The sequence below is a fragment of the Bradyrhizobium sp. WYCCWR15520 genome, from assembly GCF_056174665.1.
The window spans coordinates 12,316-33,709 of the sequence record NZ_JBWBWM010000019.1 but is presented as its reverse complement, the minus strand read 5'-3'; the positions used below and the strand labels follow the sequence as shown (position 1 = coordinate 33,709).

The following is a 21,394-nucleotide window of genomic DNA, read 5'->3' as shown; positions in this document are numbered from 1 at the left end:
ACTCGCGTCCCACGATTTTCGGTAGTCTTACTTACTTCGCTCAGATTCTTGGGACGGGCCTTTTATGCTCTTTGGCACCGCCTCGATCAGCAGCGCGAGCGCCTTGCTGAAGCCTGAAGTGGCGTAAGATGCTCCCCGATAGTGGCCGAGACGCACGACGACGAGGTCGTGCGAGGGCATGATCAGCGCGGTCTGCCCGCCAGCGCCCGCCATGTAATAGGCATCGCGCGGGACCGGATATTGTCTGTCGCCGTTGAGCCAGAAAAAAGCTCCATAGATCGGCCGATTGTCCGCGGCCCATGCGGGCGCAGGCGTGCTGACGAATGTGGTGTAGCCCTCTGGGAGAATGCGCTCACCGTTCCAAACGCCTCCCTGAAGAAAGAGATTGCCAAGCCGCGCCCAATCGCGCCCAGAGCCTACCCCATAACCTTGCCCTAGAAAATTTCCGAACGGATCAGTTTCGACCACCATGGTACGGATGCCGAGCTTGTCGAAGAGCGCCCGCTGAGGAAATGAGAGATATTCGTCGCCGCGTTTTTCGACACCGAGCCGGATCAGATAGTTGATCAGGACCGGATCGGTGTTGCGATAGCGTCCGACCGTGTTGGGAGGCCATTGCAATGGCCGTGTCGCCGCATAGTGAAAGGAATCGATGCCGCCGGTATAAAGATAGACGTGATCAGGGTAAGGCCCGCTCAAGTCATAATCCGGGTCTTGGGGCGCCCTGATCCGAAGCCCGCTCGACATGCGAAGGAGATCTGCAATGCGTATTTTGGCGCGCGGGTCGCCGGGGGTTTGCCATTCAGGGATCGGTGCCGGCTGGTCTAGATCATAGACGCCGTCTTTGACCAGAATGCCAAAGAGCGCTGCCGTAACGCTTTTGCCCATGGACCAGCTTTCGAGCGGCGTCTGCGCCGTAGCACCTTCGGCGTAGTGCTCGGCAATGAGGCGGCCTTTCCATGTCACAACGAACGCCGCGGTCAGTCCTTCGGCCGGCTGAAACGCGGCATTCACGGCAGCTTTGAGTTTCTCGGCATCGATCTCTGTCGGCAACGGCTCTTGCGGCAGCATGTCGCCCATGGGCCACATTTGGGTCGCGGGATCGGGCAATCGGCTCTTGACGGCGACCGGCTTGAAATTCACGGCGCTCTCGCCGATCGGGAAGGTGACGCAACCCTGGCTCCCGAGATATTTTGCCGTCCGGGTCACGCCGCTAGGGAGCGCGACGTGGACCGCCTTGTTGGTGCGATCGATGACCGGCTTGCCAAGCTTCGCGCGCTGTCCGTAGGGAGCCGTGAAGAACCCAACATTTTCGGCCGCGAAATCAGGCGCCAGGCCGGTCATGAATACAGCCGAGCACATCACCTTCGCATATCCGGCGGCATGATGTGTCAAGGGGTCGCCTGGCGGCGGCGCATAGGGCGAATCTAGTTCGAACGATTTCGCGCGCGCGATGAGCGCGTCGTTGGCCAGAGCCTGCGCAGCCGCCGCCGTACCGGTGAGAGCCGCAAGAATCGTCACCAGAAGACACCTATTCATGATCGCTCCCGCGATAAAAGAACGAGAATCGTGTGGTTCAATTGCCGCCCATGCAACACATCAATATGCCCTAACGCGCATCTGAGTGAGAGTATGGGACCATATCAGATCGGCGGCACAACCGTCAGGGCCGAGATGCCATTACGCAACTCGGCTCGCAACGACCAAGCTAAAACGTTTCCAATCAAGCGGGCTATGAATCCTGCGGCGTCGCCGCCTCAATCGCGCGTGCAGCCGCGACGAGAACGTCCGCCACTTCGATCGCGCGGCGTGGGCTCATTCTGTTCCGAATGGCAGACAACGTAATCGCTGCGGCGGGCTGGCCGTCCGGCGTCCGGATCCAGGCTGAAAGCGACTTCGTGCCCTGAACCAGACCGACGTCACGCAGATTGTAGCCCCTGCGGCGGGCGAGTTGGACCTGTCCGAGCACCGTCGGCGTATCGGTCCGATAGCCCTTAAATCTGGCTTCGTTGGCGAGCACGATCTTGCGCGCCTCCGATGGCGGCATGGCGGCCAATATTGCTACCCCTGCGCTGCTGACGCCCAGCGGACGACGCACGCCGACCTCGATCGACAATATCTGGATCGGATAGCTGCCGATGCGGCGCGCCACGCACAAGGTGTCGAGACCGGTACGCACCGTCAGAAACAGGGTATCGCCGAGTTGCGCCGACGCCGCCGCCAGATGTGGCTCGGCCGCAATCAGCAGCGGTGAACGCGATGGACGCGCCAGCGCCAGTTCAGGCACCTGGCGGCCGACCACGTAATTGCCGGTCCGCTCGCTGCGCTCGACGATGCCCTCCTCGATCAGCACATGCACGATGCGATGGACGGTGGGGCGCGTAAGCGAGGTGGCCTGCACGACTTCCGCGAGAGGCACGCCACGCTCGCCGCCGATTGCGAGCGTACGCAGCACCGCCAGCGCCCGGCGGATCGCCTGCCCGCCCTGCAGCGGCTCGCGCCTGCGCACCTTTAACCGGCCGTTTGTCATACGCATGGCCCACTGTCCACAATGTGGACAGAAACACCACAATTTCGTCGACAGTGGAAGGGGTGCGCGCAAAATCCGCGACGCGGAACAATAGATGCGCATGCCGCTGGGCGGGGCGCGCGCAAACAAAAAAGTAGCGGCAAATGTGCCGCTTTTCGGGAGAATCCGATGAAGTTTTTCGCGGTCGCAGGCGTCGCTGTATCGGCACTATTGGCTGTGCTGTCGAACACACCGGCCGACGCCCAGCAATGGCCGGCGCGGCAGGTGCGCCTGATCGTCCCCTATCCGGCCGGCGGCAATGTCGACAGCGCCGCGCGCGTCATCGCCGACAGGCTCCAGGCCAAGCTCGGCCAGCCCTTCATCGTGGAAAACAAGGCCGGCGCCGGCGGCCTGATCGCCGGCGAGGCGTTCGCGAAAATGCCGCCCGACGGCTACGCACTGTTCGTCGGCGCCAACGGTCCGGTGCTGTTCGCGCCCGAGATCGCCAAACGCGACGCCTACAACTGGAAGCGGGATTTCGTTCCCATCAGCTCGATCACGATGACGCCGCTGGTGCTCGAAGTGCATCCGTCGGTGCAAGCCAAGGATCTGAAGGAGTTCATCGAACTTGCCCGCCGCGATCCGGGCAAGCTGACGATGGCCTCGCCCGGCCAGGGCACAACCAACCATCTGCTTAGCGAGCTGATGCAGGAGAAGCTGAAGCTGCAATGGCTGACGGTGCACTACCGCGGCAACGCCCCTGCCCTCAACGACCTGATCGGCGGACAGGTGCAATTTGCTTTGGACCAGATTTCGGTCGGACTGCCTTCCATCAAGAGCGGCATGCTGCGCGCGCTCGCCGTCACCGGCAACCACCGCGCCTCCTGGCTTCCTGACGTCCCGACCTTCACCGAACTCGGCTACAAGGAATTTGACGGCCAGACCTTCACCGGCCTGTTCGCGCCCGCGCGCACGCCACCTGAGATCGTGACCAAGCTTCACGAAACGATCGCGGAGATCCTGAAAGATCCTGCCATCGTCGAGAAGTTCAACGCGCTCGGCGCCGAGGCCGTGTCGATGACGCCAGCGGAATTCACGAGCTATCTCGAAAAAGAAGACGCCAAGTGGATTCCCGTCGTCCGCAAGGCGAATATCAAGGCTGACTGAAGGTCTTTCCGATGCGGATCGATCCGGCATATCTCGACTCCGAAACGGCCTACCGGCTGATTACCGGCATCGTGGTGCCCCGCCCGATCGCCTGGGTGACCAGCTTGTCGGGCGGCGGGGTGCTCAACCTCGCCCCGTTCTCTGCCTTCACCTTCGTCTCGCCGAAGCCGCCGATGCTGGCCATCAGCGTCGGCCGCAAGGGCGGGCTCTACAAGGATACCGCGCAGAACATCCTCAACAACGAGGAGTATGTCGTTCACATCGCGGACTCCAGCCTGATGAATGCGGTGCATGAGAGCTCTACCGAGCATCCGCCAGATGTCAGCGAGGTCGAGGAGTTGCGGCTTTCGACGCTGCCGGGCGAGCGGATCAAGGTCCCCCGCCTCACGGCCGCACCGATCGCGATGGAATGCCGCTTCCGGCAGTGCCTCGAATTCGGCGAGACCCGCAGCCGGCTCATCGTCGGCGAAGTGCTGGTCTTCCATATCAGGGATGGCCTGCTCAACAACGGCAAGATCGAAACCGAGGCGCTCGATCCGATCGCCCGCATCGCGGGCCCTCGCTACGCCAAGCTCGGCGAGATCGTCACCCTGAAGCCCGTGTTCCAGACTTCGAAAACTGAATCCTGAAAACGCCGAAGGGCGTTGTCGCTGCGCGAACGCGGCGCTGATCCGGAGATCCACCGCATGCATCTTCTGAGTTATCTCGCAAACGGCGAGCCGCGCTTCGGTGCGGCCGTTGCCGGCGGTGTGGTTGACCTCACCAAACGGCTCGGGCCGAAATGTCCTGACCTTCGGTCCCTGATCGCCAGGAACGGCCTTGAAGTGGCGCGGCAACTGGTCGCCGATCTCAAGCCGGACCATGCCCTCGATGAACTCGTGCTGTTGCCGCCGATCCCGAACCCCGAAAAGCTCTGGTGCATCGGCGTGAACTACAAAGACCGCAATGCCGAGTACAAGGACAATTCGGACCTGCCGAAATATCCGAGCCTGTTCGTCCGCAATCCCTCCTCGGTCGTCGGCTCCGGTCAGCCGATCGAGAAGCCGAAGATCTCCGAGCAGCTCGATTACGAGGGCGAACTCGTGATCGTGATCGGCAAGGAAGGTCGGCACATTCCGCGCGAGCGCGCCTTCGAGCACATCTTCGGCATGACGCTGTGCAACGAGGGCAGCGTTCGCGACTGGCTGCACCACGGCAAGTTCAACGTCACCCAGGGCAAGAACTTTGACCGCTCGGGCAGCGTCGGCCCGTGGATCGTCACCTCGGACGAATGCGACCCGCGCGCGCCGCTCGACATCGTCACCCGCGTCAATGGCGAGGTGCGCCAGAGCGATACCACGGAACGGCTGATGTTTCCGTTCGACTTCCTGATCGCCTATCTCTCCACCTTCGCCACCCTGAAGCCCGGCGACATGATTGCGACCGGCACCCCGACCGGGGCCGGCGCGCGCTTCACGCCGCCGCGCTGGCTCAAGGTCGGCGACGTCGTCGAGGTGGAATCCGCTGGTATCGGCATCCTCCGGAACACCGTGGCGGCGGAGCAATAGCCGATGCTCGATCAACAGACCATCGAACGGCTGGCGCAACGCCTGGACGAAGCCGAACGCAACAAGTCGCTGATCCCGGCGTTCACGCGCGACTATCCGGATCTCACGATCGAGGACGCCTACGCCATTCAGCGCGCCTGGACCAAGCTGCAGCTCTCCCGTGGCCGCGTCGTCAGGGGCCACAAGATCGGGCTGACGTCGAAAGCGATGCAGAACGCGGTCGGCATTTCCGAGCCTGACTACGGCGTGCTGTTCGCCGACATGTTCTATCCCGACGCGTCGGCGATTCCGTTCGACCGTTTCCGCGCGCCCCGGATCGAGGTCGAACTGGCGTTCGTGCTGAAGGCGCCGTTGAAGGGACCGGACTGCACGCTGTTCGACGTGCTCAATGCCACCGACTACGTCACGCCGGCGCTCGAAATCCTGGAAACCCGGATGCATCGGGTCGATCCCGATACCAAGGCGCCGCGCAAGGTGACGGACACGATCTCCGACAATGCCGCGAATGCGGCGCTGGTCGTCGGTGGCCGGCCCATTCGCCCGCTCGACGCCGACCTGCGCTGGATCGGCGCGCTGTTGTTTCGCAACGGCCAGATCGAGGAGACCGGCATCGCGGCCGGCGTGCTCAATCATCCCGCCAACGGCGTAGCCTGGCTTGCCAACCGGCTGGGCGCCCAAGGCGAGCATCTCGATGCCGGCGAAGTGGTGTTGGCGGGATCATTCACGCGTCCGGTCGACATTGCCAGAGGCGACACGTTCCATGCCGATTACGGCCGGTTCGGATCCGTGTCCTGCCAGTTCGTTTGAATAAAAAAGCGTTCCAGGGAGAGCAGTAATGACAAGGCGCAAGAGCATTCATATCGGCGAGTTCAAGCACGCCAATCCGATTCCCAACGCCTGTCGGATCGGCAATCTCCTGATGTCCGGTGTCATCCTCGGCCGCGACCCCGCAACCGGCAAGATGCCGGAAAAGATCGAGGACCAGTGCGCCAACATGTTCGCCCACATGAAGGCCATCGTGGAAGCCGGCGGCGGAACCACCGATGACATCATCAAGATGACGGTGTGGCTGCAGGATCGCACACAGCGCGCGCCGGTGAATGTCGAATGGCTGAAGATGTTTCCCGACGAGCATTCGCGCCCTGCCCGCCACGCGCTGCAGATGGATATGGAGAACGGCGCGCTCGTGCAATGCGATTTCACAGCCGTGATCGGGCTGACCCCCCACAAGGAACCTGACATGCCGACCTATCTTCCGTTCGATCCGAACCCGCGCCGTCCCTCAAAACTGCCGCCGCCGAAGAGCATCGACAGCCAGTTTCATGTGCTCGGCCCGCTGGACAAATATCCGGTGCGGCCGGGAGCCGCCTACCAGATGCCGACCGCGACCTGGGAAGCGGCGCTGCGCGTTCACAAGACGCTCGGCATCGAGCGCGGCATCATCGTGCAGACCACGACCTATGGCGCCGATCATTCGGTCGTGCTCGACGGCCTGGCGGCGATGGGACCGAACTATCGCGGCTGCGCCAATGCGCTGGTGTTTGCCGAAGCCGATGACTCATATCTCGCCAGGCTGCATGACGCCGGCGTGCGCGGCGCGCGTTTTAGCTTCCGCCAGGAACTTGGTGCGGTGCTCTCGGACAAGGATTTTGCCCGCGCGATCGCCAGAATTCGCGAACTCGGCTGGTATGCAAAGATCCAGCCGGAGAAGGATGGCATCGTCTCCAGCGTCGCCAAATACGAAAATCTCGACGTTCCCGTGCTGATCGATCACATGGCGCGCCCTGACCCGACGGGCGGCAAGGAGGACCCGAACCTGCAGAAGATGCTTGAGCTTTTGTCGAAGGGCAATTTCTGGGTGATGCTGTCGCTCGGCGAAAAGACCTCGAAGAAGGGCCCGCCCTGGGACGACGTCATCCCGATCGCACGCGCCTATATCGAGGCGGCACCCGACCGGTGCGTATGGGCGAGCGACTGGCCGCATCCGGTGTCGGTGGTGCAGCCGCCCAACGATGCCGACCTGCTCGAACTGCTCTATCGCTACGTAGCCGATGAGGCGGAACTGAAGCGAATCCTGGTCACCAACCCGGCCAAGCTGTTCGGCTTTGAGAATTAAGCGGCATAGCGCCTAGCGCAGCGCGACCGTCACGAATGACACGACAACGGGCAGCGTCACCGCCGCCAGCGTCGTGCCAAGCGCGACGGCGCCCGAAACGGCTTCGTTGAGCCGTCCGTATTGGGCTGAGAAAATATAGGCATTGGCGCCGGTCGGCATCGCGGCAAAAAGAACGACCACGGCCGCGGAGATCGGCGGCAAGGCCAGGACGTAGAATGCGAGGACCGCCGCGACGGCCGGCATCGCCACGAGCTTGAGCGCGCACATGATGGCCATGCCGAGCGCCTGGCCCTTGATCCTGAATCCAAAGAGGTTGATGCCGAGCGCGATCAGGGCCGTGGGCGAGCCCGCCTGCGCCAACAGTTCGAGGGTCTTGTCCGCAACCGGATGCAGCCCCAATCCGGTGAGGCGCCAGAGGAAGCCGAAGCCGAGCGCGAGCATGATCGGGTTGCGCGCGATCTCCCGCACGGCCCGCAGCACCAGCAGCGGCGCCGTCTCGGAAGACTTCCGCTCCGCCCATGCCATCTGCAGCGTGCCGCAAAGCCAGAGCAGCGGCGTGTTGACCGACAGGATCAGGGCCATCGAGCCGGCGGCCTGGCTTCCCAGCGCCGACAATGTCAGGGGAAGGCCGAGCATCACGATGTTGCCGTAGATCGAGCCGATCGCGAGCACCACGCCATCCGCCCGGGATTGCCGCAATAGCGCTGACGCCAGCAGCGCGGCGATCCATATCACCGCCGTTGCGCCGTAATAGGCGCCCCACACCGAGAAAGCGTTGACGGCGGGAAATTCGGCGACGACCACGATCCGGAACAGCAGCGCCGGAATGGCGATGCTGAAAGCGAACTCGGCAATGCCCTTGTGCGCCGTAGGGGTTATGAAACGCAGCGCGACCGCCGCATAGCCCGCCCCGATCAGGGCGAACACGGGGACGACGATCAACACTGCATTCATGCCGCACTCATCTGCCGGAATTCGGCCGGGATTCCCCCTCGCCGTCATCCTTGTCGCATCAATGCGGCCATGGTTGCGCACCAATTGCTCTTGAAACGTAGCATAGGCCCGCTGCCTCCTGCTATCCTCCCGCCCATGACATCGCGCGAGTCAGCCGCTTCCGAAATCACCCCCGAAGTGCTGCTGCGGGCCTATGCCTGCGGCATCTTCCCGATGGCCGAGAGCGCCGATGATCCGACGCTGTTCTGGGTCGAGCCGGAACTGCGCGGGGTGATCCCGCTCGAAGGCTTCCGCATTGCCTCGCGGCTTGCCCGCACCGTGCGCTCGGACACTTTCAGCGTTACCGTCGACACCGCCTTCAAGGCGGTTATCGCGGGCTGCGCGGCGCCGCAGCCGGGCCGCGACGACACCTGGATCAACAAGCGCATCCGCGATCTCTATCTCGGGCTCTACGAACTCGGACACTGCCACAGCGTCGAGGTCTGGCAGGACGGCGACCTCGTCGGCGGGCTCTACGGCGTCAGCCTGGGGCGGGCGTTCTTCGGTGAGAGCATGTTTCATCGCGCCCGCGATGCGTCCAAAGTAGCGCTGGTGCATCTGGTGGCGCGGCTGATTGCAGGCGGGTTCGAGCTGCTCGACACGCAATATGTCACTGAGCATCTGCGCAGTTTTGGCGCGGTCGAAATTTCAAGGCGGCGCTATCGCGCAATGCTCGACAAGGCGATCGCGGGCGAGCCTGCGGAGTTTATGCGGCTGCAAGCCAGCATCAGCGGTGCCGATGCACTGACGATTATTGCAAAACGCGCGTAGCCCGGATGGAGCGCAGTGAAATCCGGGGCCGCTTTCTCCATGGCGACACTGATCCCGGATTGCGCTGCGCTCCATCCGGGCTACGCTTGTAACGCCGTTAATTCCCGAACAATCCGCCGAACAGTCCACCCGGCCGCTGTTGCGGCGGCGGCGGTGGTGGCGGCGGGGCCTGCTGCGGCTGCTGCTGGAACTGCGGCTGTGGCGGCGGTCCCGGCGGGCGTGGCGCCGCCTGCTTCGGCTGAGGCGGACGCTTCTGCGCACCCGGCGGCGGCGCGGCCGCCTTGGCCGGATCGGGTTGCGCACTGACGATAGTCTGATCCGGACCTTTGCAGTCCGTCAGCCAGATATCGTAGACCGGATGCTCGACGCCGTGCAGGCCGGGGCTGGCGGCGAACATCCAGCCTGAGAAGATCCGTTTCACCTCGCCCTGCAGCGTGATCTCGTCGACCTCGACAAAGGCATCGGTGTTGGCGGCTTCGGTCGACGGCCGCGTGTAGCAGGCGCTGGTCTTCACGCGCAGCGCGCCGAACTGCACGGTCTCGCCGATGTCCTCGTCGAAATTGATGATGCGGCCGGTGATCTTGTCGAGGCCGGAGAAACTCGCCTTCTTGTTGGTGATCTTGGTGGCCGGCGGCTCGGACACGACTTCGTCGCCCGGCTGCAGGGTCGCCGGTGAACTCGGAACGCCCTTGGCTGGCGGCTGGCGTTGTCCCGGCGGCGCATTGGCGACGCCCGGCTGACCCGGCTGCGGCGGCTGAACGGCGACTCCCGGCTGCTGGCCTTGCGGAGCGACGGTCGTTCCGGGCGGCGGCGCCAGCGGCTGCGACTGGAAGCTGCCAGGCGGCGGTGCACCCTGCCCCGGCGGCGGCCGGTTCGGCGTCGGCAACAGCCGGCCGCGCGGCAATTCCGGCACTTCCTCGTCGTCGTCGGGGAATTGTTGCTGCTGCTGATTGCCGCGCGGGATGGCGCCCGGCGGCCGCAGCGGCGGATCGGAAAAAATATTGCCGATCTGCGCCTGCGCGGGGGGCGCGAGCGAAGCCGTGGTGGCGGCGATCAGGGCCGCAAGACCGGTCAGGGCAATGGTTCGAAGCATCTCGCGGCTTTTACAGGCGAATCGGGCTCGCGACATAGTACAGACTAATCGGCCGCTCGCGTCCCTTCCGGTTAACACGGCGAATACGGCGCGGAAAGGGCGGCTTGCCCCCTTCCCGCCGCACTCGATGACGGCCCGGAACAGCGGAAACCGACTTCCGACAGTCGCTCCATGATCTCGATCGTGGCCCGGAAAGGCGGAAACCGTTCTCGGACAGTCGCTCCACGATCTCGATCGTGGCCCGGAAAGGCGGAAACCGTTCTCGGACAGTCGCTCCACGATCTCGATCGTGGCCCGGAAAGGCGGAAACCGTTCTCGGAAAGTCGCTCCACGATCTCGATCGTGGCCCGGAAAGGCGGAAACCGTTCTCGGAAAGTCGCTCCACGATCTAGTCACGGCCCGTTTCAGATGAAATAGTCGCTCCATTCACGCGGCCACGCGCGAAAACCACCAAAATCCGGGATAACCGGAGGAGTCAGAGGAAACCCAGGATATGCCCGATCGAATTCGCCTCGATGGCCGGGTAGCCGTCGTGACCGGGGCGGCCGGCGTTATCGGAACCGCAACTATCCACCTGTTGGCCGAACGCGGCGCCCGTATCGTCGCCGTCGACCGCAGGGAGGACGATCTCAAAGCGGCCATCAAGGACCTGCCCGCCTCCGCCGAAGCGCTTGCGGTCACGGCCGATGTTACCCGGGAAGAGGACGTCGCCGAATATGTCCGCGCCACCGTCGACCGGTTCGGCACGATCGATGCGTTCTACAACAACGCCGGGATCGAGGGCGACATCAAGCCAATCCCGGAATATTCGCTGGAGAGTTTTCGCCGCGTGCTCGACGTCAACGTGGTCGGCGTCTTTCTCGGCATGAAGCACGTGCTGCCGGTGATGCTGAAACAGCACAAGGGCAGCATCATCAACACCGCCTCCATCGCCGGCCTGATGGGATCGCCGATGATCGCCGTCTATAGCGCCAGCAAGCATGCCGTCATCGGTCTCACCAAGAGCGCCGCCTGGGAGTGCACCGGCACCGGCGTGCGGGTCAATTGCGTCTGCCCCGGCCTGATCGACAGCCGGATGCTGAGCACGATCCTGCAGGGCCGCAATCCCGGCAACGAGCCGCCGCCGACCGAGAAGATCGTCGACCGGATTCCGGCGCGGCGGCTCGGACAGGCTTCCGAAGTCGCTTCCATCGTGGCGTTCCTTGCTTCCGACGAAGCGAGCTACGTCTCCGGCTCCGCCTATACCGTCGATGGCGGCCGCACCGCCGCCTGAGCTTTCAGTCAACGTAATTTCAGTCAACGCAAAAGGTCTTTGTCCGTATGCCCGTCACGCTCGATCCCGATGCCGCCGCCGTCTACAAGGCTTTTCAGGACGCAGGCCGCCCCGCCTATGAGACGCTGACCGCACCGGAAGCGCGCGAATATTACCGGGCCGCCCGCGTCGCCGTTAACCCCGAGCCGCCAGCGCTGGAATCGAACAAGCCGCTCGCAATCCCCGCGCCGCATGGCGCAATACCGGCGCGCATCTACACGCCGAAGACACTGCGGAAGAGCAATGGACTCGCGCCGTGCCTGGTGTTCTTTCACGGCGGCGGTTGGGTGATCGGCGATCTCGATACCCATGAGGTGGTTTGCCAGAAGCTTGCCCATGAGGGCGAGTTGATCGTCATCTCCATCGACTACCGTCTGGCGCCGGAGCACAAATTCCCCGCCGCCATCGACGACGCGATCACTGCGACCAAATGGATTGCCACCAACGCCAATGAGCTCGGCGTCGACGCGGGGCACCTGTTGGTCGGCGGCGACAGCGCCGGCGGCAACCTCGCCGCCGTCGTGGCACTCGCCGCGCGCGACGGCGACGGCCCCAAACTTGCCGGCCAGGTGTTGGTCTATCCTGCCACCGATTTTGCGATGAAACATCCCTCGCACAGCGAGCCCGAGACCGGCATTCTCTTGACGCATTCCGTGATCAAATGGTTCTGCAATCATTATCTCAACGGCACGGCCGACATAGATCACTGGAAAGCCTCACCCGCGCGCGCCAAAACGTTCACCGGATTGCCGCCTGCCTATGTGCTGACCGCAGGCGCCGATCCGCTGCGCGACGAAGGCGCCGAATATGCCGCGCGGTTGAAGGAAGCCGGCGTGCCCGTAACGTATCGCCACTTCCCCGGCCAGTTCCACGGCTTCTTCACCATGGGCAAGTTGCTGCAGCAGGCCAATGTCGCCGTCAGCGAAATCGCGGGCTGGCTGAAGGCGCTGAAATAGACGACAGTAGCCGCATCCGTCCCGCGCGCGAGGCCATAGTGATCGACCCGATCCTTGTGTTTGGAATCCCCGTCGACTTCATCCTGTTCGCGCTGACGCTGCTCGGGGTCGCGCTATTCCATCACAGAACGCTTCAGGTCGCGCTGACGGGACTGGCGGCCATCGTGATCTACAAGCTGGTCTTCACCGGCTTCAAGCACGGCACGGGCCTCGCCGGCCTCGGCCATCACATGGCGCATGAATGGGTCACGCTCGCCAACCTGTTCCTGCTCTTGATGGGGTTTGCGCTGCTGTCCCGGCACTTTGAGGAAAGCCGGATTCCGGATGCGATGCCGGCGCTATTGCCGGACGACTGGAAGGGCGGCGTGGTGCTGCTGGTGCTGGTGTTCGTGCTGTCGAGCTTCCTCGACAACATCGCCGCCGCCCTGATCGGCGGCACGGTTGCGCGGCATGTGTTCCAGGGCAAGGTTCACATCGGCTATCTCGCCGCGATCGTCGCGGCCTCGAATGCCGGCGGCGCTGGCAGCGTCGTCGGCGATACCACCACCACCATGATGTGGATCGCCGGTGTCAGTCCGCTCGCCGTGGTGGAGGCCTATGTCGCCGCCGTCGTTGCGATGCTGATCTTCGCGGTGCCGGCATCGATTCAGCAGCACCGTTTCTCGCCGATTCAGAAGGATCTGTCGAAAAGTGTGATGATCGATCCGGCGCGGGTCCTCATCGTCGCCGCCATCCTGATCGCCGCGCTCGCCGCCAACATCATCGCCAATGTGAAGTTCCCCGCTTTGCTCGATACCATGCCGGTTCTCGGCATCGCCGTCTGGGCGATCATTCTGCTGACGGCGGCATGGCGCGCGCCGGATTGGAAGGTGATGCCGGAAACCTTCAAAGGCACGATCTTTCTGCTTGCCTTGGTCACCGCCGCCTCGCTGATGCCGGTCGAGAAGCTGCCGGCCGCTTCATGGCCGACCACGCTCGGCCTCGGCTTCGTCTCGGCGGTGTTCGACAACATCCCCCTCACCGCGCTCGCGCTGAAACAAGGCGGCTATGATTGGGGCTATCTCGCCTATGCCGTCGGCTTCGGCGGATCGATGATCTGGTTCGGCTCATCGGCCGGCGTCGCGCTGTCGAACATGTATCCGGAGGCAAAATCCGTCGGCCGCTGGGTCAGCCAGGGCTGGCCGGTGGCTGCCGCCTATGTCATCGGATTTTTCGTGATGCTGGCGGTGCTCGGCTGGCATCCCGACCGGCCGCATTAGCCGTTTTCGCTGCTGTCGATCCATTCATGTTCGGCATCGTTGAGAACCAGGCTACGGCGAACGGCGTCGTCACGCCGCTCGAATGCGCGCGGCATCCACGCCGCGGAAAAGAACGCATGCATCTTCCTGAAAGGGCGCAACTGAGCGCTGTTGTCTCAGCCCATGTGTACTGAAGGTGTTGGTCAGCCCGCCGGCCATCATCCTGTTGACCAGTTTCGCTACGCGAACTTAAGCCGCAATGTCTCCAAGTTTCGGGCTATTCTTCGCAAATAACGAATCTTCCCGCTGATTCGGCGGATGATCGCGACGCGCGGGGGTATTGCCATGGCATTTTTTAAGCGCGACCTTTTTAAGCGGGAACTCGACCCGATCGAGCGCTTCGAGAACGCGCTAAAGGAGAAGCTGGCGGCCCGGCAGAAGTTGGCCGACCGCTTGAGCATTGCCGAAACGGAACTTGCTGAGAAACGCGCCGCTGCCGAACGGCTGGCGGTCGCAGGAGCCACCGCTGCCCGACTCGATCGCGCAGAAGCCGACATGCGCGCCGTCGATGATCGCACCAAGACGTGGCGCGCCTCGTTGGCGGAGTTCGACGAGCAGGTCGCCTCGGCCGAGCGCGCACTCTCCGATGCCAAGGCGCAGCGTGACCGCGACACGACGGCTGACCAGATCGAAGCGCTGGCTGCGGCGATCGAGCGGGCTGCGCCGGGATTTGATTCCGGCGCTACCGCGCTGGTCGATGCGGTCACCAAGGGCGCGCTGTCGATACCGGAAGCGACCAGGTTCTCGAACAATGTAGATGCCGTGCGCCGGGAAGTTCTGTCGGCGGCGGACTTGATATGCTGGGAGCTGCGGTCCGCCGCCGTGCGTACACGTGCCGGCAACGCCAACCTCGCCAGCCTCACGCTATCAGAGTCGGAGCAGCCGCTATCGCCGGAGATCGAGCGGCAATTGATCTACACCCTGCATCCCTTGCGCTGGCGCGAGGACGGCGAGGTGCGCAAGGTTTCGGCCTTTACCCTGGTCGGACTGCCCAAAGCGTTGCTGCCGGTGGCGCTGCAGCATCAGCACGTGGACCATCTCAACGCCCGCCGCGTGCAGACATTGATGCACCTTCATGGCAGCGCGGGGAACGGCGAACCGCAGGACGACGATCCGCAGCTCGTCGACCTCGATGCCTTGCTCTCAGAAGATAAGCCGAGCGCGCAAGCCGACGTTGCCTGAGCGGAACGACGCTCGCTCAGGGAGCCGGACCGCGCGCACTCGACCAACCCTTGCGCCAGCGCTACTGACATCCTGCTGGCGGCGGACTGGGTGCACTCGGTGGCGGTTTGAGCAAAGCTGCATTCTTGCGATTGGGCCCCCCGATCGCTTACGCGTGAGACGGGCCTTGAGTGGTCGCACAGCATCGCGAGAAGCACTGCGAACCGCCACACCTCCGGAGGGTTGAACAGAGTGCTCAATCAGCGCGGCGGCCTCAACGGAAGCTGGAGGACACCGGCGTCACATGCAAGACATGACGCGAGCCGGTATGTGCCTGGCGTGGATCCAATGCCTCTCCCGCTCCGCGCTCTGGATCACATTCCCGACTGGCTCAAAGGTACCGGGCTCGGAGGAGGTGTCGGTGCGGCAATTGCAGGTGGCGACTGTGAGTGCCGCCGTTAAGGCCTTGATCCGATTCCTTTGGGACCTGCTCTACTTCTTGACCGGCGAAGGCAGCTGGAGCCTGCGTCCTCACGAAAGGGTAGTGATCGAAGCTGTGATCGATACCCTCCCTGAGCAATCCCAAGTGTTGTTGCGCTCTCAATTGAATGAGACCACGTTTGTCCAGCGGTCGCACAAGCAGATTTGCCGGCCGCGCTTCTACACAGCGCCTTATCTTCAAGACCGAAGAGCGGTCGAAGGTGGGGAGTACTCCGAGAAGGTCATCGACGTTCAAGTTGACGTGGACGGTGTGAACGAAGTTGCGCAAGTTGAATTCTTTCGGGGGCGCGTAGATAGCATTCAATTCAAACGACCTGCGGCGTACTACGTCGGCAAGAGACTGAGGGTGACGGGCACTCGACCCGGTAAGCCGACCCGTTCGCACGCTGCGGCCATTGATCGGCGCGAGCACGGCGCGGAGCGCTGATCGAGCAGGGTGTAAGGCGCGATCCGCGCCGAAGCCGCGCATATTAGCAGAGTTCCTCCGGAAATCGGGTGGCTGCCACGCCTCCATCCTGCGATCCCACGCGTTCACGAGAGAACGCAATCGCGGTTGGAGACATCAATGAACAATCCAAACATCGCATCGGACAGCGGTCCAGCACCACGAAATCCATTCGGCGTGATGGATGTTCCGCATCCGAACGACGATGACGTGATGCAGTATGCCCGCAACACGATGCCGGAAGAATCTGCGGCCGACGAGAATGCAGAGCCGTGGAGCGCCCAGGATAGCAGCTACCCGCACGGCACGATCGAGGGCCAATGGTCGAGCCGCTGGAAGGGAGGTGCGGATCCCACCATTCCGGGCGATATTCCTGATCAATGGAAACAGGGCCGGGGCGAGGCAAAAATCGTGGGCGACCGCGTCTACCTGCTGTTCGACTGGGATTCCGGCAAGCGCAGGGGACTGATCGACGCACAGCGCGAAGGCCCGCGGCGGCTGGTCGGCAAATATATCAACCTGAACAACCCGGAGATCACCGTGCCCTGGGTCGGCCTCGTGGTGAGCGATCAGCGGATAGACAGCTATTTTTCACAAGGCCGGGTGGATTTCCGCAGATAACGGCTTTCCGCCTACCCTGCCCTTGCCGCTCGGCGCAGCGATTGCGGCGGCTGGCCGAAGGCACGAATGAAGGCGCGGCGCATCCGTTCGGGATCGCGGAAGCCGGTGGTTTGCGCGACGTGCTCGATCGCCTCGCTGGAAGACTGCACGCGCTGACGCGCCACCTCGATGCGCAACCGCTCCACCGCCTTGGATGGCGTCGTGCCGGTCTCCGCCATGAAGGCGCGGGTGAAATGCCGCGAACTCATGCCAGCCTGCTCGGCGAGATCCTCGACGGTCAGCGGCGCATCGAGGTTTTCCCGTGCCCAGACCAGCAGCGGCCCGAAACGGCCATTCGGAGCCTTCAATTCCAGCAGTGAGGAGAATTGCGATTGGCCGCCGCTGCGGCGGTGATAGAGCACCAATTGTTTGGCGGTCTTCTGCGCGATGTCGTCGCCGTAATCTTCCGCGATCATCGCCAGCGACAGGTCGATGCCGGCCGATATTCCGGCCGAGGTCCAGACGTCGTCGTCGCGGACGAAGATGCGGTCGGGCTCGAGCTTCACTTGCGGATAGGTTTTTAGAAAGTGCCGCGTGCGCTGCCAATGCGTGGTGGCGCGGCGGCCATCGAGCAGGCCGGCCTCGGCGAGCACGTAAGCGCCGGAGCAAACGCTGGCAATGCGAACGCCACGCCTCGCCATGGCGCGCACGAAACCAAGTGTCTTCTCGCAGGTCGCCGCCTGCCGCACGCCCTCGCCGCCCGCGACCATGAGCGTCGTGATCGCAGATGCCGATTTCAATCCCTTCGCGACGATCTCGACGCCTGACGACGAGCGCACCGGCCCCGGCGTCACTGCCATCACCCGGATCGATGGCGGGGCCTCGGCGTAGCGTGCCGCGATCTCGAAGGCCGAAATCGGCCCGGCAGCGTCGAGCAACTGGAAGTCCGGAAAGATGAGAACGCCGATCATGATGCTGGCTCGCTCTTGGCCTCTGCTCTAACTTTGGCCTATGTCTGAAAATGAGGGAAAAATGCCATTTCGGACACGAAGCGACCATGTCAGGATGCCTTCCGTCAAGCCAAATTTTCCGGAGGTCACGATGTCCGCGCCGTCCCCGACACCCACGCCGCTGCAAATCGGTCTCGTGCTATTCCCGCGCGTCACCCAGCTCGACTTCACCGGCCCCTTGCAGGTGTTCTCCAGCCTGCCCGGCGCAAAAATTCATCTGATCTGGAAGCGGATCGAGCCGGTTACGAGCGACTCCGTCCTAACGCTGACGCCGACCACGACCTTTGCCGAATGCCCGCAACTCGACGTCATCTGCGTGCCCGGCGGGTTCGGCACCGATGACATGATCAACGACGAGGAGATGCTGGCCTTCCTGCGCCAGCAGGCCCCCGGAGCCAAATACATCACCTCGGTCTGCACGGGTTCGCTGGTGCTGGGGGCCGCCGGCCTGCTGAAAGGCTACCGCGCGGCGACGCACTGGACCGCGATGGATTTCCTCTCCGCGTTCGGCGCGATCCCGACCAAGACGCGTGTCTGCGTCGACCGCAACCGCGTCACCGGCGGCGGCGTCACCGCCGGCATCGACTTTGCGCTGACGCTGGTCTCGCTGCTGCACGACCGGCGGACTGCGGAAGCGATCCAGCTCCGCCTCGAATACAATCCCGCGCCGCCGTTCAATTCCGGCTCGCCCGACACGGCGCCGCCGGAAGTCCTCGCCCTCATGAAGGATCGGATTGCGCCAGCGCAAATCCGCCGCGGCGAGATGATCGACCGCGCTGCCGCGCGGCTGGGGTGATGCTGGCAGTGTCCGGACGCCGCACGACAGTGACGCGACGCCAAGCCGGGACCCATCTGCGTTGTAGGTCGCGGCTCTGCGGTGCACTGCTGAAGAGCGCTGCACCGCGTCCGGGACACGTGAGTGTCGCCACAAAGAAAAAGGCCGCCTGGTTGCCCAGACGGCCTTTCCTTCCTACGGCAGCCACACATTAGCGGGCGATTTCAGGAAATCTGCACCGGGGGCCTATCTCCCAGCCGTTTCCTACTCGGTGGCCGCTGCAAATCGGGGCAGTCGCGAACTGGAGCCCGACACCGACGCGATGGTTTCCCATCTCCGTAAGATGGCCCTATTGAGCCGCAGCCTCGCGGAGAGCACAAGGCGGCGGTGACGGTTGTACCCGCTGATCCCGCTATCCACAGGCGAGCCGGTGCAAAACGGGACCATGTGTGCGGCGCAACGCCAGGCTTCAGCCCGGTGCGCGCTGGCCGACCTGCGCCAGCCGCGCAAAGATAATGCCGTGTACAATCAGGAACATCGGCACCAACACCGTCGGAATCAGCGACCAGGGCAGCACCTGCACCGCCTCCGAGCCTTCGCCGGCGTGAATGATCTGCAGCGGCGAGCCATTCGCCGAGATAATTCCGAATGCCACCGCGGCCACCAGATCGAGCATGCCGAATGCATTCCAAGTCCAGACCAGCGCCTTGCCTTGGCCGCGCAGCGCGAGCCAGGCCACGGGCAAAGCCAACACGCCGGTGATGATATCGCCCCAACCCGCCGAGGTTGGAAATGGTCCGCCAAGCCGGCCTTCGGCCGCAAGGAGAAGGAAGAATCCTCCCGCCACACGCCAGACGTTGAGGCCGATCAGGAAGGGCATCGGCATCCCGAGCAGCGTAGCCCGCACCGACGGCGAGATCGCCGCCGCAACGGCAGTCGCGACCAGCGGCAACGCGATGACTGTACCGATCGTCGGCGGCCCCAGCGGATTTGACCCGAGGAACAGGTTCGCGCCGGCGAGCGCGGCAGCCAGCCCAGTCCACAGCCCGGCGCCGACCGAAAGCGCGAGACGTTGTGACGTACTGACCGGCATCGCGCCGGTGAGCGCATTGATGCTGACGATGATGGCGGCAACGAGCACGATGGTTCCGATGAAATCGAGCATGACATCTCTCCTTTACGTGTAGTTACACCTATCGGAATGAAAAAGCGGTGGGCCGAAGCCCGTTCGTCTCACCCCAGATTCCGGGAATCCAGCAGCTTCAGCGCAGCCTGGCCGTCAGCGCCGAGCAACTTGCCGATATGCGCCTGCGCCTTCGACCAGAACGGAAAGCTGCGGCGCACCACGCTCTTGCCCTGTCCGGTGATGCCGATCATTCGCGCGCGCGGATCGTCGCCAGGCTTGATCGAAATCCACTTTTGCTGCTCGAGCACCGTAAGATTTCGCGTCAGCGTCGTGCGTTCCATGCCAAGAATGCCGGCCAGCTTGCCGATCGGCATCTCCCCTCGCAGCATCAACTGCGACAGGATGGTGAACTGGGTGACCCGAATTCCGGATTCCTGCATGTAGGAATCGTACAACCGCGTGATCTTTCGCGCGGCCTGCCGCGACGCCAAGCAGAAACAGCCGGCGGCGGCCATATAGTCAGCGGCATCAGGGTCGCTCGGCTGCTTCATGATATAAGTGTATCTACACTTATTCACGTCAGCAAGGGCTCCTGATGGTCTTCCTGCTAAAATAAACGTGAAGTCAGCTTCCCGGCGTCCAGGCCTGGTAGTCGCCGGTCGCCTTGGGGCGGCGGCCGCTGACCAGCGTCGAGCCGGAGGGACGGTAGGCCGCGGGCGTGCCGGTCATGTTTGGCACATGCGGCTTTTCCCATTCCCGCGGCGTATAGTTCTCTTCGGTCGGGGCGACATCGACGGTGTGATGCAGCCAGCCGTGCCATGACGGCGGCACCCGGCTCGCCTCGGCATAGCCATTATAGATCACCCAGCGCCGCTCGAAGCCGAGCGTCGGATCGATCTTGCGGCCTTTGGTGCGGTAGTAGCGGTTACCTTGCTCGTCCTGACCTACCAGTTCGCCGAATCGCCAAGTCCACAATTGCGTGCCGAACGTCTGGCCATTCCACCAGGTGAAAAACTTCAGCAAAAACTGCTTCATGGGGCTCGGCCGGTTCGAGAAAACGTGTCGCTCTGATGCCATCGGCGGGGCGGATTGTCCAGACAAAGGCTGAGATTGCGGCCTTGCCGAGGGCGGTTTTGCCACGCCCGATTGCGCCCGCCCATGGTCGCGGAATCGGCGCAGTCCGTTCATTCCGCATACAGTTCCGCTGCCGCAAGCTGAACTGGCGCGCAATCAATGCGCGGGCTCGGGAACGTCCGCCCCTTAAACGGGTTAGGGCCTATATCCCGCAAATGGAGCCTACAATGATCAATCTAAAGGTTTTGAGTACCGCGGCAGCGATCGCGCTTGTGCTGCCGCTGGTTGCGCCAAGCTTCAGCGACGCTCAGGCACAGGGCATGGCCGGTGGCCGTGGTGGCGGCGGTGGCGGTGGTGGGGGCGGCGCAGCTATCGGTGGTGGCGGCGGGGGTGGCGGCGGCGGGGGTAGAGGTGGCGGCGGCGGCGTAGCAATCGGTGGAGGTGGCGGCGGTGGCGCGGCAATCGGCGCAGGTGGCGGCTTTAGAGGTGGCGGCCCTGGCATAGCGGCCGGTGGCGGCGCTGGTGTGAGAGGCGGTGGAATGGTCGGAGGAGGACCTGTCGCGACACCGGGCGTCCGCCCTGGTGGCGGCGCAGTTGTCGCGGGCGGCGGCGCGGGGAACTGGTCTGGCGGTGGCTGGCGTGGCCGTCATCACCACCATCACCGTGGCTTCTGGCCGGGCTTCGCGATTGGTGCCGGCATCGGCTCAGCCTACGGCTACTACGGCAACTCCTATTATAACTCCTATTATTACGATGACCCTTACTACTATGACGACACCGTCGTAGCGGCGGCGCCCGTCGGCGATGACGCCGTGGCGTATTGCATGCGCAGGTACAAATCCTACGATCCGGCGTCAGGCACATATCTTGGCTATGACGGCCAACGACACCCCTGCCCGGCGCAATAGCGCGCTATCTTGAAATTGAAGGGCGGCGCACT

At 63.6% G+C, this 21,394-nt stretch carries 23 protein-coding genes and 1 pseudogene; 16 read left to right on the top strand and 8 right to left on the bottom strand.

Annotated features, from left to right (window positions below):
- Positions 1 to 27: 27 nt before the first annotated feature.
- Together AC0QUY_RS22035 and AC0QUY_RS22030 are read right to left on the bottom strand one after the other, a co-directional pair.
- Positions 28 to 1,143 (bottom strand): serine hydrolase domain-containing protein, encoded by a 1,116-nt coding sequence (locus tag AC0QUY_RS22035; RefSeq protein WP_475388339.1) that lies wholly within the window; start codon positions 1,141 to 1,143, stop codon positions 28 to 30.
- Positions 1,144 to 1,732: 589 nt separating this feature from the next.
- Positions 1,733 to 2,536 carry an IclR family transcriptional regulator gene (locus tag AC0QUY_RS22030; RefSeq protein ID WP_475388337.1) on the bottom strand — a complete coding sequence of 268 codons (804 nt, stop codon included), beginning with the start codon at positions 2,534 to 2,536 and terminating at the stop codon, positions 1,733 to 1,735.
- Positions 2,537 to 2,698: 162 nt separating this feature from the next.
- Here AC0QUY_RS22030 and AC0QUY_RS22025 point away from each other — a divergent pair, with 162 nt between their 5' ends.
- The 6 genes and pseudogenes from AC0QUY_RS22025 to AC0QUY_RS22000 all read left to right on the top strand — a co-directional run bounded on the left by AC0QUY_RS22025 (position 2,699) and on the right by AC0QUY_RS22000 (position 7,339).
- A complete protein-coding gene (locus AC0QUY_RS22025; protein ID WP_475388336.1) occupies positions 2,699 to 3,676 on the top strand; it encodes a Bug family tripartite tricarboxylate transporter substrate binding protein in 978 nt (325 codons plus the stop codon).
- Positions 3,677 to 3,687: 11 nt separating this feature from the next.
- Positions 3,688 to 4,305, top strand: coding sequence for a flavin reductase family protein (locus AC0QUY_RS22020; RefSeq protein WP_475388335.1), 618 nt, complete (start codon positions 3,688 to 3,690; stop codon positions 4,303 to 4,305).
- 57 nt (positions 4,306 to 4,362) lie between these two features.
- A complete protein-coding gene (locus AC0QUY_RS22015) occupies positions 4,363 to 5,223 on the top strand; it encodes a fumarylacetoacetate hydrolase family protein (RefSeq protein WP_475388334.1) in 861 nt (286 codons plus the stop codon).
- A 3-nt stretch (positions 5,224 to 5,226) separates the two neighbouring features.
- Positions 5,227 to 6,030, top strand: coding sequence for a 2-oxo-hept-4-ene-1,7-dioate hydratase (hpaH, locus tag AC0QUY_RS22010; RefSeq protein WP_475388332.1), 804 nt, complete (start codon positions 5,227 to 5,229; stop codon positions 6,028 to 6,030).
- A 28-nt stretch (positions 6,031 to 6,058) separates the two neighbouring features.
- Positions 6,059 to 6,436: pseudogene (locus AC0QUY_RS22005) on the top strand (RidA family protein); the annotation flags it as partial.
- Between the two features lie 27 nt (positions 6,437 to 6,463).
- Positions 6,464 to 7,339, top strand: coding sequence for an amidohydrolase family protein (locus tag AC0QUY_RS22000; RefSeq protein ID WP_475388472.1), 876 nt, complete (start codon positions 6,464 to 6,466; stop codon positions 7,337 to 7,339).
- Between the two features lie 12 nt (positions 7,340 to 7,351).
- Here AC0QUY_RS22000 and AC0QUY_RS21995 read toward each other — a convergent pair whose 3' ends face one another.
- Positions 7,352 to 8,293, bottom strand: a complete 942-nt coding sequence (locus tag AC0QUY_RS21995) for an AEC family transporter (RefSeq protein ID WP_475388330.1) — start codon at positions 8,291 to 8,293, stop codon at positions 7,352 to 7,354.
- A gap of 135 nt (positions 8,294 to 8,428) precedes the next feature.
- Here AC0QUY_RS21995 and aat point away from each other — a divergent pair, with 135 nt between their 5' ends.
- A complete protein-coding gene (aat, locus tag AC0QUY_RS21990; protein ID WP_475388328.1) occupies positions 8,429 to 9,103 on the top strand; it encodes a leucyl/phenylalanyl-tRNA--protein transferase in 675 nt (224 codons plus the stop codon).
- A gap of 97 nt (positions 9,104 to 9,200) precedes the next feature.
- Here aat and AC0QUY_RS21985 read toward each other — a convergent pair whose 3' ends face one another.
- Entirely contained in the window at positions 9,201 to 10,196 is a 996-nt protein-coding gene (locus AC0QUY_RS21985; RefSeq protein ID WP_161854367.1) for a DUF2155 domain-containing protein, read from the bottom strand.
- A gap of 493 nt (positions 10,197 to 10,689) precedes the next feature.
- Between AC0QUY_RS21985 and AC0QUY_RS21980 the strand changes: the two genes are divergently transcribed.
- The 7 genes from AC0QUY_RS21980 to AC0QUY_RS21950 all read left to right on the top strand — a co-directional run bounded on the left by AC0QUY_RS21980 (position 10,690) and on the right by AC0QUY_RS21950 (position 16,490).
- Complete coding sequence (locus AC0QUY_RS21980) at positions 10,690 to 11,469, top strand: SDR family NAD(P)-dependent oxidoreductase (RefSeq protein WP_475388327.1); 780 nt, start codon at positions 10,690 to 10,692, stop codon at positions 11,467 to 11,469.
- Positions 11,470 to 11,516: 47 nt separating this feature from the next.
- Positions 11,517 to 12,464, top strand: coding sequence for an alpha/beta hydrolase (locus AC0QUY_RS21975; RefSeq protein WP_475388326.1), 948 nt, complete (start codon positions 11,517 to 11,519; stop codon positions 12,462 to 12,464).
- Positions 12,465 to 12,502: 38 nt separating this feature from the next.
- A complete protein-coding gene (locus AC0QUY_RS21970) occupies positions 12,503 to 13,723 on the top strand; it encodes a citrate transporter (protein WP_475388325.1) in 1,221 nt (406 codons plus the stop codon).
- Between the two features lie 26 nt (positions 13,724 to 13,749).
- Complete coding sequence (locus AC0QUY_RS21965) at positions 13,750 to 13,896, top strand: hypothetical protein (RefSeq protein WP_475388324.1); 147 nt, start codon at positions 13,750 to 13,752, stop codon at positions 13,894 to 13,896.
- A 151-nt stretch (positions 13,897 to 14,047) separates the two neighbouring features.
- Positions 14,048 to 14,944: a hypothetical protein gene (locus AC0QUY_RS21960; RefSeq protein WP_475388323.1), complete on the top strand. Its 897-nt coding sequence runs from the start codon at positions 14,048 to 14,050 to the stop codon at positions 14,942 to 14,944.
- A 400-nt stretch (positions 14,945 to 15,344) separates the two neighbouring features.
- Complete coding sequence (locus AC0QUY_RS21955) at positions 15,345 to 15,851, top strand: hypothetical protein (protein WP_475388321.1); 507 nt, start codon at positions 15,345 to 15,347, stop codon at positions 15,849 to 15,851.
- Positions 15,852 to 15,989: 138 nt separating this feature from the next.
- Positions 15,990 to 16,490: a hypothetical protein gene (locus tag AC0QUY_RS21950; protein WP_475388320.1), complete on the top strand. Its 501-nt coding sequence runs from the start codon at positions 15,990 to 15,992 to the stop codon at positions 16,488 to 16,490.
- Positions 16,491 to 16,501: 11 nt separating this feature from the next.
- Here the strand turns inward: AC0QUY_RS21950 and AC0QUY_RS21945 are convergent, their stop codons facing one another.
- A complete protein-coding gene (locus AC0QUY_RS21945) occupies positions 16,502 to 17,440 on the bottom strand; it encodes a GlxA family transcriptional regulator (RefSeq protein WP_475388319.1) in 939 nt (312 codons plus the stop codon).
- A gap of 130 nt (positions 17,441 to 17,570) precedes the next feature.
- On the opposite strand from AC0QUY_RS21945, the gene AC0QUY_RS21940 reads away from it, so the two are divergent.
- Positions 17,571 to 18,275: a DJ-1/PfpI family protein gene (locus AC0QUY_RS21940; protein ID WP_161854360.1), complete on the top strand. Its 705-nt coding sequence runs from the start codon at positions 17,571 to 17,573 to the stop codon at positions 18,273 to 18,275.
- 448 nt (positions 18,276 to 18,723) lie between these two features.
- Here AC0QUY_RS21940 and AC0QUY_RS21935 read toward each other — a convergent pair whose 3' ends face one another.
- From AC0QUY_RS21935 to AC0QUY_RS21925, 3 genes are all read right to left on the bottom strand, one after another.
- Positions 18,724 to 19,419: a hypothetical protein gene (locus tag AC0QUY_RS21935; protein WP_475388318.1), complete on the bottom strand. Its 696-nt coding sequence runs from the start codon at positions 19,417 to 19,419 to the stop codon at positions 18,724 to 18,726.
- 68 nt (positions 19,420 to 19,487) lie between these two features.
- Positions 19,488 to 19,958 carry a MarR family winged helix-turn-helix transcriptional regulator gene (locus AC0QUY_RS21930; protein ID WP_475388317.1) on the bottom strand — a complete coding sequence of 157 codons (471 nt, stop codon included), beginning with the start codon at positions 19,956 to 19,958 and terminating at the stop codon, positions 19,488 to 19,490.
- A 46-nt stretch (positions 19,959 to 20,004) separates the two neighbouring features.
- On the bottom strand, positions 20,005 to 20,415 hold the full coding sequence (locus AC0QUY_RS21925) for an NADH:ubiquinone oxidoreductase subunit NDUFA12 (RefSeq protein WP_475388316.1): 411 nt from the start codon (positions 20,413 to 20,415) through the stop codon (positions 20,005 to 20,007).
- Positions 20,416 to 20,681: 266 nt separating this feature from the next.
- On the opposite strand from AC0QUY_RS21925, the gene AC0QUY_RS21920 reads away from it, so the two are divergent.
- Positions 20,682 to 21,362: a BA14K family protein gene (locus tag AC0QUY_RS21920; RefSeq protein WP_475388315.1), complete on the top strand. Its 681-nt coding sequence runs from the start codon at positions 20,682 to 20,684 to the stop codon at positions 21,360 to 21,362.
- Positions 21,363 to 21,394 lie beyond the last annotated feature (32 nt).